The 14547-nt window shown below is 70.7% G+C and carries 16 protein-coding genes and 1 tRNA gene; 5 read left to right on the top strand and 12 right to left on the bottom strand.

Translation table 11 applies throughout. From position 1 onward, the window contains the following. Positions 1 to 36 precede the first annotated feature (36 nt). Positions 37 to 1005, top strand: coding sequence for a ribosome small subunit-dependent GTPase A (gene rsgA, locus ACOQPQ_RS09050; RefSeq protein ID WP_420639114.1), 969 nt, complete (start codon positions 37 to 39; stop codon positions 1003 to 1005). A gap of 95 nt (positions 1006 to 1100) precedes the next feature. Beyond that, complete coding sequence (locus ACOQPQ_RS09055; protein ID WP_420639115.1) at positions 1101 to 1931, top strand: SDR family NAD(P)-dependent oxidoreductase; 831 nt, start codon at positions 1101 to 1103, stop codon at positions 1929 to 1931. 50 nt (positions 1932 to 1981) lie between these two features. Here ACOQPQ_RS09055 and ACOQPQ_RS09060 read toward each other — a convergent pair whose 3' ends face one another. The 9 genes from ACOQPQ_RS09060 to ACOQPQ_RS09100 form a co-directional block, all read right to left on the bottom strand. Then, entirely contained in the window at positions 1982 to 3097 is a 1116-nt protein-coding gene (locus ACOQPQ_RS09060; protein ID WP_420639116.1) for a hypothetical protein, read from the bottom strand. Continuing rightward, positions 3094 to 3462, bottom strand: a complete 369-nt coding sequence (locus tag ACOQPQ_RS09065; RefSeq protein ID WP_420639117.1) for a hypothetical protein — start codon at positions 3460 to 3462, stop codon at positions 3094 to 3096. Before ACOQPQ_RS09065 ends, ACOQPQ_RS09060 begins: the two co-directional genes overlap by 4 nt. Next, positions 3459 to 4463: a phosphotransferase family protein gene (locus ACOQPQ_RS09070; RefSeq protein WP_420639118.1), complete on the bottom strand. Its 1005-nt coding sequence runs from the start codon at positions 4461 to 4463 to the stop codon at positions 3459 to 3461. The genes ACOQPQ_RS09065 and ACOQPQ_RS09070 overlap by 4 nt, the downstream gene beginning before the upstream one ends. 67 nt (positions 4464 to 4530) lie before the next feature. Then, a tRNA-Ala gene (locus tag ACOQPQ_RS09075) sits at positions 4531 to 4607 on the bottom strand. A gap of 78 nt (positions 4608 to 4685) precedes the next feature. Further along, positions 4686 to 5210 carry a hypothetical protein gene (locus ACOQPQ_RS09080; protein ID WP_420639119.1) on the bottom strand — a complete coding sequence of 175 codons (525 nt, stop codon included), beginning with the start codon at positions 5208 to 5210 and terminating at the stop codon, positions 4686 to 4688. Between the two features lie 221 nt (positions 5211 to 5431). After that, positions 5432 to 5935 carry a cyclic pyranopterin monophosphate synthase MoaC gene (gene moaC, locus ACOQPQ_RS09085; protein ID WP_420639120.1) on the bottom strand — a complete coding sequence of 168 codons (504 nt, stop codon included), beginning with the start codon at positions 5933 to 5935 and terminating at the stop codon, positions 5432 to 5434. A 1-nt stretch (position 5936) separates the two neighbouring features. Beyond that, positions 5937 to 6920, bottom strand: coding sequence for a GTP 3',8-cyclase MoaA (moaA, locus tag ACOQPQ_RS09090; protein WP_420639121.1), 984 nt, complete (start codon positions 6918 to 6920; stop codon positions 5937 to 5939). 93 nt (positions 6921 to 7013) lie between these two features. Next, a complete protein-coding gene (gene glp, locus ACOQPQ_RS09095; protein WP_420639122.1) occupies positions 7014 to 8219 on the bottom strand; it encodes a gephyrin-like molybdotransferase Glp in 1206 nt (401 codons plus the stop codon). Between the two features lie 18 nt (positions 8220 to 8237). Further along, positions 8238 to 8819, bottom strand: a complete 582-nt coding sequence (locus ACOQPQ_RS09100) for a glycerol-3-phosphate acyltransferase (RefSeq protein ID WP_420639123.1) — start codon at positions 8817 to 8819, stop codon at positions 8238 to 8240. Between the two features lie 95 nt (positions 8820 to 8914). Here ACOQPQ_RS09100 and ACOQPQ_RS09105 point away from each other — a divergent pair, with 95 nt between their 5' ends. From ACOQPQ_RS09105 to ACOQPQ_RS09115, 3 genes are all read left to right on the top strand, one after another. Then, positions 8915 to 9289: an FmdB family zinc ribbon protein gene (locus ACOQPQ_RS09105; RefSeq protein ID WP_420639124.1), complete on the top strand. Its 375-nt coding sequence runs from the start codon at positions 8915 to 8917 to the stop codon at positions 9287 to 9289. A 14-nt stretch (positions 9290 to 9303) separates the two neighbouring features. Continuing rightward, positions 9304 to 10098, top strand: a complete 795-nt coding sequence (locus ACOQPQ_RS09110) for an S-methyl-5'-thioadenosine phosphorylase (protein WP_420639125.1) — start codon at positions 9304 to 9306, stop codon at positions 10096 to 10098. Positions 10099 to 10169: 71 nt separating this feature from the next. Further along, complete coding sequence (locus ACOQPQ_RS09115) at positions 10170 to 10829, top strand: SAF domain-containing protein (protein ID WP_420639126.1); 660 nt, start codon at positions 10170 to 10172, stop codon at positions 10827 to 10829. A 72-nt stretch (positions 10830 to 10901) separates the two neighbouring features. Here ACOQPQ_RS09115 and ACOQPQ_RS09120 read toward each other — a convergent pair whose 3' ends face one another. The 3 genes from ACOQPQ_RS09120 to ACOQPQ_RS09130 are packed head-to-tail and all read right to left on the bottom strand — an operon-like array spanning position 10902 to position 14532. Next, positions 10902 to 11741, bottom strand: a complete 840-nt coding sequence (locus ACOQPQ_RS09120; RefSeq protein ID WP_420639127.1) for an undecaprenyl-diphosphate phosphatase — start codon at positions 11739 to 11741, stop codon at positions 10902 to 10904. A 27-nt stretch (positions 11742 to 11768) separates the two neighbouring features. After that, on the bottom strand, positions 11769 to 13115 hold the full coding sequence (locus ACOQPQ_RS09125) for a TldD/PmbA family protein (protein ID WP_420639128.1): 1347 nt from the start codon (positions 13113 to 13115) through the stop codon (positions 11769 to 11771). A gap of 22 nt (positions 13116 to 13137) precedes the next feature. After that, positions 13138 to 14532, bottom strand: coding sequence for a TldD/PmbA family protein (locus tag ACOQPQ_RS09130; RefSeq protein ID WP_420639129.1), 1395 nt, complete (start codon positions 14530 to 14532; stop codon positions 13138 to 13140). Positions 14533 to 14547: the final 15 nt, after the last annotated feature.

Genomic DNA, 14547 nt, shown 5'->3' on the forward strand with positions numbered 1-14547 from the left:
CATTTTGGTGTCCGGGATGATTCAGCGCCGACCTCGATGACTTTGCTGGAGGCCTTGGGTGCCGACCGGCAGTGGCGGGATTTGGCCCAGGGCCACGGGGGCCAACTGGGCCGGGTGGTGCAGGTGGACCGGGGGGAGTGCGAGGTGGTGACCGACGACGGTCGCATCCGGGCGTCCTCCGACTCCCAGCGAGCCCAGGGGAAGGTGGCCCCGGTCACCGGCGACTGGGTCATGATCGTTCCCGGCCCCGAGGACAGCCCGGCGGTGGGGCACGTGCTGGAACGCCGCACGTTGGTAGTGCGGCGAGACCCGGCCGAGCACGCCCGACCCCAGCCCCTGGTGGCCAACGCCCACGTGGTGGGGGTGGTACACGGACTCGACCGGCGCATCAATCCGGCCCGGTTGGAGCGCTTCTGCGTGGTGGCCTGGCAGTCGGGTGCCGAAGTGGCCGTCATCTTGGCCAAGGCCGATCTTCGCCGTCATCCCGAGCGCGACGCCGAGAAGGCCGCGGCTCTGGCACCGGGAGCGGGGGTCATCGTCACCGCCGCCCTTCGGGACGAGGGCTTGGCCGACGTGGCCGCCCTGCTGGAAGGGAACCGCACGCTGGTGCTGCTGGGCCCGTCCGGGGTGGGCAAGTCCACGCTCATCAACGCGCTGGCCGGAACCGACGCACAAGCCACCCAACAAGTGCGAGCCGGTGACGCCAAGGGCCGCCACACCACCACCGCCCGGAGGCTCATCCCCCTGCCCGGAGGTGGATCGGTGGTGGACACGCCCGGCATCCGCACGGTGGGACCGTGGGACGCGTGGGAGGGGCTGGCCGCCGCCTACGCCGAGATCGACGCCCTGGACCACCAGTGTCGCTTCGCCGAGGACTGCTGGCACCAGGGGCAACCCGGCTGTGCCGTGGCGGGCAAGGTGGACGCCGACCGGCTGCGCCGCTACCTCGACCTGGCCGAGGAACTGGCCGACCAGGACTTCGACCGAGCCCGACGCCGCCGATAACCGGCCGTTGGACGAACGAGGGCCGGTCGACTGCCGCCGGTAGGAGCTTCCCCACCAAAAGGGCAGCACCGCCGAGAATGCGGTAGAACCATTGGATGCCGACAGCAACACCACTCAACGACAAGATCGCGGCCGTCACCGGCGGAGGCGGGGGCATCGGGGGCAGCATCTCCCGGTTGTTCGCCGAGGCCGGGGCCGCGGTGGTGGTCAACGACATCGACGCCGAGCTGGCCGCCGCGGCGGTGGGCGACATCACCGACGCCGGGGGTCGGGCCACTGCGGTGGTGGGCGACATCACCGACGCCGCCGTGGTGGCCGAGTTCCACCGAGCGGCGGTGGACTTCGGCGACGGTCGGGTGGACGTGCTGGTCAACAACGTGGGCGACTACCGGCCGGGCATGGGGAGGTTCCTCAAGACCACCGAGGCCGACTGGGACGCCCAGATCGACATCACCCTTCGCCATGTCCTGCGCTGCTCCCACGCCTTCTTGCCCACCATGATCGACGGGGGCGGGGGCACCGTGGTCAACATGTCCACCGTGGAGTCCATGCGGGGCATTACCCGCATGGCGGTGTACTCGGCGGCCAACGCCGCCGTCTCGGCGTTCACCCGCTGCTTGGCCCTGGAGATGGCCGAGCACGACATCCGGGTGAACTGCATCGCCCCCGACATGGCCATGACCCTGCAGACCCCCCTCGACGCCATGCTGCGGGGACGACCCCTCGAGCACGCCGAGCGGTGGATTCCACTCAGCCGCTTCGGTGATCCCGAGGAGTTCGCCCAGGTGGCGTTGTTCCTGGCTTCCGACCAGTCCAGCTTCATGACCGGCCAGACCATCCCGGTGGACGGGGGCACCATGACCGCCCAGGGCTGGTACCGCCGGGCCGACGGCCGCGGCTTCACCAACCTCCCCGACGCCCCCTGATCGGCCGCCGCTGTCCCGCGGGCCGACTCACGCCCGCCCGGTCGGGCCGGTCACTCCAGGCCGTACTGGGGCAGTTTGCCGTTGGCAATCAGGGTGAGGCTGCCGGTACCCGTCTCGTCGGGGTCATCGGTGGCGACGGTCACCGGGGCGATGCGGTGCATCGGGGTGAACACCTCCCCCGATGACGGCATCACGTCGGCGGGGTGGCTCACGTCCCACACCTCGTGCTCGGTAGAGGCCTCGCCCCGGTACACCCCGAGACCCAACCCGTCGTTCCATCCGCCGCTGTAGCCCAGGCCGGCCATGGCCACCGCCGAGCCCAGCGGCGTCGCCCCCAACCGCAGGGCGCGTCCGTCGTCCAACGTCACCGCCATGTCGGCCGAGGAGAAGCGCCGGGTGTCGGCGAAGAAGTCCAGACTCAGGTCGGCCTCGGTCACCCGGTGGTCGACCTCGGGCGCTTCCCGGTCTCGGATCAGCCCGGTGAGGTACACCCGCGAGGCCCCCCGCTCCATGATCTGGACGTGGCCCGCCCGGCGGTTGGTGGAGAAGAACAGGAAGTAGAACAGGGTTCCCTGCTCGCTGGGTTGACGGGCCGGGCCGGTGACCGGCTCGGGGATGCCCATTTGGGGCCGCACCCCCCAGGAGTGATCCCGGCCTCCCCACCAGCCGTCCACCTCCAGCCGCTCGCCGCCCGCCGAGATCCAGCCGTCCACCACCCCGACCTGGTTGAACCGCTGGTAGTCCTGGGCCAGGCGGCCCCGCTCCCGCTCCACGTGGGGCTTCTCGATCTCCGGGGCCAACTCGGCCCGCCACACCAGATCGGCGGCCACGGCGTGCTCGCCGGGAGCCACCACCAGGCGCAGTTCCTCCAGCGGCACCGTGGGCTCCACCCGCATCGGCCCCACCTCGGGCTCGAAGCGAGGGCGCAGCGCCCGGGAGACCCGCAGGTTGTGCTGGGTGCCGCCCCGCACCACCACCACCCCGCCGTCCAGCACGTTCATGTTGTTGTAGGAGCCCATGGTGAACTGCATGGCCGCCCGACCGGCCGGGTCGTACACCGCGAACCAGTAACGGTCGAAGAAGCGGGGATCGGACGTGCCGACGTGCTCGAACGGTTCGGCAATCTGATGCCACAGGGTGTCATCGAGGGGTCCCAGCATGGTCATCCCATCCTTTCCAGGGAGCCGGCCAAGTAGGCCCGCACCGCGGCGGACGGCTCGGGCCCGTTCCTGATCTCGTCGGTCAGCCGGGTCCGCAGCTCCCGGTGGTATTCCTCGGCGGCGGAGTGGTCGACCACGCCGGGCACGGTCTCGTCCAGCACCCGGCGGGCCACCCCCAGCACCGCCTCCAGCTCCCGGATGTCGGTCACCAACTCGGCCAGCACCGTGGTCCAACGGCCCGCGGCGCGCTCCAGCGTGGCGGCGGCGTGGGCCACCTGCTCTTTCACATAGGGGTCGTCCAACTCGGGCTCGACCAGGTCCACCAGCACCCGACGGGCGCCGTTGATCTGCTCGGTCAGACTGGGCCTCACGGCTGCTCCTGGTCGATCTGGGCCAGCAACACCCGATGGAGGGCACCGATGCCCGACCACACCCGGTGGGAGCGGCCGTCGCAAAAGCTGCGCATCCCGGTGAGGGCGATGGCGGCCAGCTTGTAGTTGGCCAGCACCTGCCAGAACCGCAGCGCGGCCCGGTCCACCGCCCGACCGGAGCGGGCCTCGTAGGCCGACACCAACTCGTCCACCTCCCACCGTCCGGGAATCTGGTGCTCCCGGCGACGAAGCGGGTTGGTCACCCAGCCCACGTCCTCGTTGGGATCGCCCAGATGCACGGTCTCCCAGTCGAGCAGCACCTGCACACGGTGGCCGTCCAGCAGCACGTTCCCCGGCTTGATGTCGCCGTGTACCACCGTGACCTCACCGGACGCCGGTTTGTGGTGGCGCAGCCACCGCTCCACCAGGGCCATCACCGGCTGGGGTTCCAGCGACTGGCGTTCCACCACCCCGGCCCACTCGTCGATGGCCGCTGCTGCCGGATCGGCGGGCACGTCCAGCACTTCGTGGAGCCCGGCCCCCCGCCAGTCCAACGCGTGAATCTCGATCGTCAGGTCCACCATCTGGGAGGCGATGTCCAGCCGGGTGGCCTCGTCGAACCGGCTGACGCCTCCTTCCAGCACGAAGTGGTCGTTGCGCCCGTCGTAGCGGGTCATCACCAGCGACGGACGGCCCAACTCCGACCCGTCGGCGTCCAGCCACACCACCTCGGGGGCCCGCACCGGCTGTTCGTGCAATCGCCGGAGCACCTCGAACTCCACCCGTCGGTCGGTCTCCAGCACGCTGCCCACCGGATCGCGCCGCAGAAACAAGCGGCGATGGTGCGACCCCTCGTGGTCCTTCCAGGACACGTCGAAGGGCCAGTTCTCCCGGGATTGACCCCCGGTGACCCGACCCTGGCCCACCACGGTCAACTCGTCCACCGCCCCCAACCGACCACGGACAAACCGCTCCAGCTCCCCGTCCAGCTCATCCCCCATCGCCCACCCACGCTACCGGCTGGGGTACGCGGTGGAACTGCTGGGTGGGATTGCCCGGCAGCGTGCCTGGTGGAGCTGAGCGGACTCGAACCGCCGGCCTCCTCGTTGCGAACGAGGCGCTCTCGCCAACTGAGCTACAGCCCCGGAATGTGCCCCCAGGATAGCGGGGGCTCTGCCTGCGCCGCGACCGGAATCAGCAGGAGGTCTCGGCAGGGGTGGGGTTCAGCGCTCGCCGCCGGAGGCCACGCCCCAGGAACCGGGGTTTGGGTTCTCCACGTCGATGGGCTGCAGCCGCTCTTCCCGAGTGCGCTGGTGTTGCACCAGCAACATGGCGTAGCCCAAGAGCATGGCGTCGATCAGCAGATGGACCACCAGGGCGAACCCGCCGAAGTACACCGCCAGCACGAATGTGGCCAACGCACCGACGATGAGCGACACCAGGATGCGGCGCCGACGACGGCGGGCGTCGATCGACGTGCGGGGCATTCCCCGGACCGGGCTGGGTGCCACGCGGGAAGGGTACCCCCGGGGCGCCATCGCCGCATTGGGCCGCAGGGCCACCACCGGTGCGGCCATGGCCCCCCGCTCGGCCAAACGGGGATGGCCGGCGGGCCTCGATGCACCCAGGCCCCACTGGGGCGAACGACGCCTGCCCCCGAACTGGCCGTTGCGCGCCCGACGGATCAGAGGCGGAATCAAAAAGGCGGCCCAGGCGGCGGCCAAGATCATGAGTAGCAATGACGTCACCAATCTCGGGTATCCCTTGCACTATCAATGGTAAGCCCCGAAAGGTGGCTCACTGGTGGATGGTCGAGCCGCATCCTCCCGGCGAGGAGGCTCCGGCAGGTGTTGGCCACGGGCTGGAGGTCATTACAGCAACTTGACACTTGTTACGGTTGTACTACAAAAAGTCCCCCCGCGCCACCCCATCTTCGGACTTGTCCGAGCGAGGCGGGCCAACCCCAGCGTCAATCGTCGTGCGGGGCGTGGGAATCGCCCGCACGGCGATAATGGCCGGAGCGTCCCCCCGACTTCTCCCACAGGGCCATCTCGCCGATCACCATGTCCTTGTCGCGCGACTTGCACATGTCGTACACGGTCAGGGCGGCCACCGAGCAGGCGGTCAGGGCCTCCATCTCCACCCCGGTGCGGTCCACCGTCTCCACCTCGGCCTCGATCTCGATGTAGGTGTCCTCGATGCGGAAGTTGACCAGCACCGCCCCCACCAGCAGCGGGTGGCACAGCGGAATCAGCTCCGGGGTGCGCTTGGCCGCCTGAATACCTGCCACCCGGGCCACGGCCAGCACGTCACCCTTGGCGATGGCCCCCCGGGCCACGGCCAACGCGGTGTCGGCACTCATGAACACCTTGGCCCGGGCGATGGCCCGACGATGGGACGGCTCCTTGGGGGTCACGTCCACCATGCGGGCCCGGCCCAGGGGATCCAGGTGGGTGAGACCGGTATCGGTCACCTCAACCCCCGATCTGGGACATGGAGCGGCCGGGGCGGATGAAGTGCACCCGGTTGATGGCGTGTCCGGCCCACTTGTCCATCACCACGCCGGCGATCACCTCGGCCACCTCGTCGTCGGTGGCCCCCGAGCGCAACAGGCCTCGGAGGTCGTGCTCGTCCACCGCGAACAAGCAGTTGCGGAACATGCCCTCGGCGGTGAGCCGCACCCGGTCGCAGCTCCCGCAGAAGGCGTCGGTCACGCTGGCGATCACCCCGAACGAACCCCGCCCGTCGGCGTAGTGCCACACCGCCGCCGGGGAATGCGACCGTTCCACCGGGGCCAGGGGGAAGGCCTCCCCCACGGTGGTGACGATCTCGTCGAGGGTGACCACCTGGTCGTTCGTCCACGACTGATCGGCGTCCAACGGCATGAACTCGATGAACCGCACCTCCACGCCCCGATCCCGGCCGAACCGGGCGAAATCCACGATCTCGTCGTCGTTGATGCCCCGCATCATCACGGCGTTGATCTTCACCGGGTGCAATCCGGCGGCCAGGGCGGCGTCGATGCCTTCGAGCACCCGGTCGAGGTCGTCGCGGCGGGTCAGGCGCTCGAACCGCTCGGGCTGCAGGGAGTCGAGCGAGATGTTGATCCGGCGGAGGCCGGCGGCGGCCAGCTTGTCGGCCAGAAGCGCCAGGGTGGCCCCGTTGGTGGTGAGGGCCAGGTCCACGCCCAGGGCGGCCAGCTTTTCCACCAGCACCGGCAGGTTGGCCCGCACGGTGGGCTCCCCTCCGGTGAGGCGAATGCTGTCGATGCCGAAGCGGTGCACCATCAGCGCGGCGATGCGTTCGATCTCCTCGAAGGTGAGCAAGTCTTCGCGGGGCAGCCAGTCCAGCCCGTCGGCGGGCATGCAGTAGGTGCAGCGGAAGTTGCAGCGGTCGGTCACCGAGATGCGCAAATCCCGGTGGACTCGCCCGAAGCTGTCGACCAGCGGCACGCTCACCCCTCCATTCTGGCCGAACGGACGGGGTGACACACTGTGGAAGGCAGAACGGCCTGCCGGAGACACCTCAAGAGAGCGGCCTCCGAGAGAGGGTCAGCGCAGGATCAGCAGCGAGACGTCGTCGCCGGTGTCGAGCCCGTCGCCGTCGGGCAGCACGGCCAGCGCGTCGGCCGCCGCCATGGCCGAGAGCTGGTGCGAGCCCTGCCCTCCCGCCGAGCGGACCCGGTACCGACCGTCGGCGTAGTCCACCCGCACCCGGGCGAAGTGGGTCTTGCCGTCGGCCCGGCGACGCAGCGGCTCGGCCATTCGGCCCGCCACCGGCGGGCGGTGCCACCCATCGGCCGGGTGGCCCATCATCTTGCGCAGTCCCGGCCGGGCGAACAGCTCGAAGGAGACCATGGACGACACCGGATTGCCGGGCAACCCGAACACGGGGATGCCCTCCACCCGACCGAAGGCCAGGGGCTTGGCGGGCTTGATGGCCACCTGCATCCAGGACATGTCGCCGATCTCGTTCAGCACTTTCTTCACGTAGTCGTAGTCGCCCATGCTCACCCCGCCCGAGGTCAGCAGAGCGTCGCAGGTGTCCACGCCCGTGCGGATGCCGGTGGCGATGGCCTCCTCGTCGTCGGGAATGCGGCCCAAGTCCACCGGTTCGCACCCGGCCTCGGCCAACAGGGCCAACAGCGTGTGCCGGTTGGAGTCGCGAATCTGACCGGCACCCAGCGGTTCGGGCCCCTCCACCAACTCGTCGCCGGTGGACATCACCCCCACCCGGGCCCGGCGGTACACCCGCACCTGGTAGCGGCCCAGGCTGGCCAGCACCCCGAGGTGGCCGGGGGTCAGCACCTCTCCCGGTTCGAACACCGTTTGACCCACCACCAGGTCTTCGCCCGCCCGGCGGATGTGGTTGCCCACCGGTACCGACTCGCTCACCATCACCGTGGCGTCGTCGGGGGCGGCCTCGGTGAGTTCCACCATCACCACCGCGTCGGCGCCGGGAGGAATCACCGCCCCGGTCATGATGCGCACGGCCTGCCCCGGCCCCACGGTGACATGGGGGGCGGACCCTGCGGCCAGGGTACCGGCGATGGCCAGGGTCACCGGGGCGTCGGCCACGTCGGCCGACCGCACGGCGAAGCCGTCCATGGCCGTGTTGTCGAAGGGGGGCACCATCTCGGGGGCGGCCACCGTCTCCGCGGTCACCAGGCCTCGGGCCCGGCCGATGGGCACCACGGCCTCGTCCAGCACCTGGCAGCCGGCCAACACCCGCTCCTGGGCCTCGTTCAGCGGGATCATGCCGGGATCATGACCGGGTCATGACCAAATGGCCGGTTCTTCTCGTCGCCACATCCGGCGAATGTTCTCATGGTGGCGGGCGATCACCACCACCGCCACCCCGATTGCCACGCCGACTTCCGGCGCCGGCCAACCCTGGAGGGCCACCGCCGCCGGGGCGGCCGCGGTGGCCACCAGCGAGGCGGCTCCGGCCCGCTTGCTCACCGCCAACGCCACCCCCCACACGCCGATGAGGATCACTCCCACCACCGGGGTCAGGACCAGCAACATCCCCCCGAAGGTGGCCACCCCCTTGCCCCCCTGGCGATAGCGGCCCAGCGGCAGGATGTGACCCACCACCGCCGCCGCCCCGCAGGCGGCCCCCACCAACTGGTCGGCAACGAGCAGCCCCAGCCCGGCGGCAATGACCCCCTTGCCCACGTCGCTGAGCAGGACCCACGCGGCCGGCCACCGGCCCGCCACCCGGTACACGTTGCTGGCCCCCGGATTGTTCGACCCCTCCCGCGTCGGATCATGCCCGGTGTAGCGGCCCACCAGCAGTGCGCCCGGAAACGTGCCCAAGGCATACCCGGCCAGGATGAGCACCCACGACCAGTCCACGGGCCGATATTACCGAAGCCGCCCGACGACGCTTCCGCCTCGGCCCGCCGGCGCCCGGATGGCCAGAAATCCGCCGTCGCTTCTATCCTCTCCCCGTGCCCGCCTACGACTACAACTGCCAAACCTGCGGCACCCGCTTCGAGGTCATCCAGTCGTTCTCCGAGGATTCGCTGGTCCACTGCCCCCAAGCCGACTCGATCGCCAGTCCTGCCGCCTGCACGCAGCCCGGCAAGGGCCTGGTGGCCAAGGTGTTCAGCGTGCCCAGCATCACCTTCAAGGGCGACGGCTTCTACCGCAACGACAGCCGGTCGGGGGCCAAGTCGTCCACCACCACGGGCTCCTCGGACACCTCGGACAACGGGGGCGGGGCCGACTCCTCCGACACCCCGAAGAAGGCCTCCGACAGCGACTCGTCATCGTCAACCAGCCCGGAGCCCGCGGTGGCCGCCTCGGGCTCTTCCGACGACTGACCCGCAGCGCGGCCATGCCCGAGATCGGCGTCATCGGCGGCACCGGTCTCTACTCCCTGCTGGAGAACGCGGTGGAAGTGGCCGGCGACGAGGCGTTCGGCCCGCCGTCGGGGCCGCTCAACATCGCCACGGTGGACGGCATCGAGGTGGCCTTCTTGGCCCGCCACGGCCCCGGGCACCGCTACCCGGCCCATCGGGTCAACTACCGGGCCAATCTGTGGGCCCTGCACCAGGTGGGGGTGCGGGCCGTCTTCGGCCCCAGCGCTTGCGGTTCGCTGCGGCCCGAGATGGCCCCCGGCCACGTGGTGGTGTGCGACCAACTGGTGGACCGCACCTCGGGGCGGGCCGACACCTACTTCGACACGGTGACCAACCACGTCTCCCTGGCCGACCCCTACTGCCCGGAACTCCGTGAGGCGCTGTTGGTTGCCGCTCGGGCCGAGGGCATGACGGCTCACGACGGGGGCACCATGACGGTCATCTCCGGGCCCCGCTTCTCCACCCGGGCCGAGTCCCGCTGGTTTCGCGACAACGGCTGGGACGTGGTGGGCATGACCCAGTATCCCGAGGCCGCCCTGGCCGCCGAGTTGGGCATCTGTTACGCCAACGCCGCTTTGGTCACCGACTACGACGCGGGGTTGGACGACGACCCCGGCGTGGCCCCGGTGACCCATGACGAGGTGTTCGAGTTCTTCGCCCAAAACCTGGACCGAATGCGAGCCCTGCTGTTCGGGGCCATCCGAGCGGTGGGCGACAACGTGCCCGACTGCTCCGACCGCACCAACGGCATCGCCCCGCCGCTCCCCTGACCCCTTCCCCTGGCCGGCATCGGCGGCTACGCTGAGCCCGCTTCCCCCACCGCACCCACCACGGTTGAATCATGCAGCCACGCCGAACGGCGGACAACGGGGACGAGACGGCCAACCAGCCCCTCACCTGGCGGGGATCCCTGCTCAGCCGACTGCCGGGCGGGCGGCGCAGCTACTGGATGGTGGTGGCCGCCGCCGCGGCCGTCACCGGACTGGCCGTGGCCATCGTGGCCGGACTGGCCGGGGGCGGGCCGTCGCTGGGACCACTGGTGCCCGTGGTGGTGGCCACCCGGCCCATCACCGCAGGCGAGCCGCTGGGACCGGACAACACCGAGGCCCGTCGCTACCCCGCCCAAACCCTGCCCCTCGACGCCATTGCCGCTCTGGGGGGCGACGAGGTGGCGTCAGCCGCCCTCTACCGCGGCGACGTGGTGACCATTCCCCGTTTGGGTGGGTTGCCCATCGGGGACCGCACCGAGGTGGCCGTTCCCGCCCACGCCGCCCTGCCACCGCTGGCACCGGGCGACCGGGTGGACGTGCTGGTCACCCTGCCGATCACCGAGGCCGACGGCACCCGGACCCAGGTCACCCTCACCGTGGCCCGTACCGCGGTGGTCACCGACAGCGCCGACCACGCCGTGACCATTGCCGTGACCGAGGACGAACTGCTCCCGGTGGCCTCCGCCGCCGTGCAGGGATCGATCACCCTGGCCCTGGTGCCGCCGGGGTGAGGGACTGACACCCATGACAAGCTTCGAGCGGGAAGCAGGCTCGCAACGGCCGTCGGGGTGACCGTCGGGCCCTCAGCGCACCGAGGCGGCGATCAGGGTGAGCACTGTGGCCGCCACCATCACCCGATACAGGGCGAAGGGGCCGAAGCTGTGACGGCGAACCAAGGCCAGCAACCCCTTGACGGTGGCGAACCCGGTGACCGCCGAGGCCACCGTGCCCCACAAGAACCCGGCGCGGGCATCGGCGGGAATGCCCGCCCACCCGCCGATGTCGATAAACGAGTAGAGGCCCGCCCCGGCGATCACCGGCAGGCTCATCAGCATGGCCAGCCGGGTGGCGGCCTCCCGGTCGAACCCCCGCAGTCGCCCGGCGGTCATGATCACCCCGGAGCGCGACACCCCCGGCTGCAGCGAGCACGCCTGGGCCAGCCCCAACGCCAGCGCGTCGCCCACCCCGAAGCCGCCCATCTCCCGCCCACCCTCACGGCGGCGGTCGGCCCACCACAGCAGCACCCCGAAGCCGGCCAGCATGACGGCGGTGAGCCACACGTGGTCGTCGGCCTCGTCGATGACCGATCCCAAGCCCACCCCCACCACCCCGGCGGGCACGGTGGCCAACACCAGGAGCCAACCCAGCCGGGCCTCGATGCTCAGGGGGCGATGTCGCCGGGCCGTGGCGCCCACCCCCTCGCGCAGCAACGCCACCACCTCGCGGCGCAGGCAGGCGGCCAGCCCCAGCAACGTCCCCAGATGGAGGGCCACGTCGAAGGCCCGCTTGAGGTCGTCTCGGCCCTCGAAGTCGTCCCAACCGGCCAGCCACGGGATGATCTGCAGGTGACCGCTGGAGGACACCGGCAGGAACTCGGTCAGCCCCTGGGCAATGCCCAGCAAGATGGCATGCAGGACCGACACGGCCCGGTACCTACCTGGGGCCCGCCGTCACGCCCCGGACATGGTGACTTCGGCCACCACCAGGGTGACGCCCGCCGAGCTCATGGGCAGCCAGGTGAGGTCGGACCCCACCGCGGTCACGTCCAGCAGCATGCGCTGCAGGGTGGAGGCGATGGTGATCTCCCGGATGGGCTCGGCCAACTGGCCGTTGCGAATGCGCAGCCCCTCGGCCCCGGTGGAGAAGTCGCCGCTCACCGGGTTGACGCCGGAGTGCAGCCCCGACACCCCCTGGATCAGCACCCCGTTGTCGATGCCGGCAATGAGTTCCGCCGGTGTACGGTCGCCCGGTACCAGCGACAGGGCCTGGCAGCCCACGCCGGGGGTGCCTGCGTAGCTCCGCACCGCCGACCCGGTGGACGCCGACCCGGAACGCCGGCCGGTGTAGCTGTTGTGCAGGAACCGCTCGAGCGTGCCCCCGCCGATGAGCTGGTTGCGGCGGGTGGCCAAGCCCTCGCCGTCGGCGTCGGTGGCCGAGAAGGCGGCCGGGTTGGTGGGATCGTCCACCAGGGTGACCGCACTGGCCGCCACCTGGTCGTCCAGCCGGTCGGCGAACAACGAGCGGCCCTTGAGCACCGCCTCGCCCGACAGGGTGCCGCCGATGATGCTGAGGAACTGGGCGGTGACCATCGGATCGAGCACCACGGTGACACGCTCGGTCGGAGGCTGGGTGGCCCCCAACATGCGGGTGGCCCGGTCCACCGCGTCGGTGGCCGCCTCCTCCACGCTCAAGGAGGCGGGCTCGCGGCCCACCGAGAATCCGAAACCGGTTTGCGTCTCGTCGCTTTCCGAGGCCAAGGAGTAGGCGGTGAGGTAGCACGATGTGTCCCGCCCCGAACTGCGTATGCCGGTGGTGGTGGCGATGGCGTCGGCCCCCACCACGTCGCCGTAGTCGGCCGACTCCACCCCCACGATCCGGGAATCGCCCGCCCGCACCGCCCGTTCCAGTTCGAGGGCCAGGTCGATCTTGGCCTCGGTGCCGAACGCCAACAGCGACTCGTGGTAGAGGTCGAGTTCCGGGTGGGTAACCCCGTCGGGCTCGGCCAACCCGAAGAACTCGTCGGGTGAGCCGAACCGGGCGTTGTCGCGGGCCTCGGCCAGGGTCTCCTCCAGCACGTCGGCATCCAGGGTGCCCGCGTGGGCGAAACCCTGGCGACCGTCGGTGATGACCCGGATGCCCACCCCCTGCGACTCGGCCACCGAGAGCGATTCGATCTCCCCCTCGTAGACCCGCACGTCAGTTTCCCGGCTGTGGCCCACCACCGCTTCGATCTGCTCGCCAGGGCCACCCCAGCCCACGATCCGCTCGGCGATGGCCAGTAGCTCCTCGGGGTTCACCGGCCTGGCCTGCCGCCGTCGCTCACGCCGCCGCGGTCCCGCCGATGGTCATCGACGCCACCCGCAGGGTGGGGGTGCCGTCGCCCACGGGCACACCCTGGCCGTCCTTGCCGCAGGTGCCCGGCGACCCCATGGCGAAGTCGTTGCCCAGCACCTCGATGCCGGCCAGCACCTCGGGGCCGTTGCCGATGAGGTTGCCCTCCCGGATGGGGGCGCCGATCTTGCCGCCCTCGATCAGGTAGGCCTCGTTCATGCCGAAGACGAAGTCGCCGGTGGCGGTGTTCACCTGGCCACCGCCCAGGTGGGCCACGTACACCCCCCGGTCGGTGGCCGCGATGATGGCCTCGGGATCCTCGGTGCCGTTGGCCAGGTAGGTGTTGGTCATCCGCACCATGGGGAGATGCTGGTAGCTCTGGCGGCGCCCGTTGCCCGAACTCTCCCGCCCCTCCTTGCGGGCCCGCAGTTGGTCCCACATGTAGTCGGTGAGCACCCCGTTCTCGATCAGCACGTTGCGCTGGGCCGGGCGGCCCTCGTCGTCGATGGCAAACGCTCCCCACTCCCGGGCCATGGTGCCGTCGTCGATGAGGGTCACCTCGGGGTGGGCCACCTGCTCGCCCACCCGGTCGCGGAACACCGAGGCCTGCTTGGCCACCAGGTCGGCTTCCAGGCCGTGGCCGCACGCCTCGTGGAACAACACACCGCCGCCGCCGGGACCGATGACCACCGGCAGGGAGCCGCTGGGCGCGGGCTGGGCGGTGAGCTTGGTCAGGGCCCGCCGGGCCGCCGTGCGGGCCAATGACGCCACCTCGTACTCGTCGAACAGCTCGAAGCCCACCGGTCGGCCCACGCTCTCGTAGCCGGTCTGCATGCCGGTGTCGCCCACGGCCACGCAGGTCACCGCGAATCGGGTGCGCACCTGGTCGTCGCCGGCCAAGAGCCCGTCGCTGTTGGCCACCAGGATGCGGCGGCGCCCGTCGGCGTAGCGGGCCGACACTTGGGAAATGGCCTTCCCGGAGGCTCGGGCGGCTTCGTCGGCCCGGCCCAGCAGCTCCACCTTGGCCGCCTTGGCCACCGTTTCGGGCAGCACCTCCACCTGGTGGGGTGCGGGGGCTTCCACCCGGTCGAGGGCCACCAGCCGTTGACCCCCGCCCCCGCCCCGAGCGGCCGCAGCCGCCGCCCGGGCCGCTTTGGACAAACCGGTCTCGCTCAGATCGGAGGTGTGGGCGAAGCCGGTGGTGTCCCCCACCATCACCCGAATGCCCGCCCCCCGGGTGCGCCCCGAGATCAGCTCCTCCACCTTGCCGTCGTCCAGGTACGCCGACGACGACCGACGATCCTCCACGAACACCTCGGCGAACTCCCCGCCGGTGGCCATCGCCACGGCCAGGGTGTCGGCCACCACAGACTCATCAATCACCGCCTCAGCGTACCG

The sequence above is a fragment of the Candidatus Poriferisocius sp. genome (assembly GCF_965219775.1).
Taxonomy (GTDB): Bacteria; Actinomycetota; Acidimicrobiia; order Acidimicrobiales; family Bin134; genus Poriferisocius.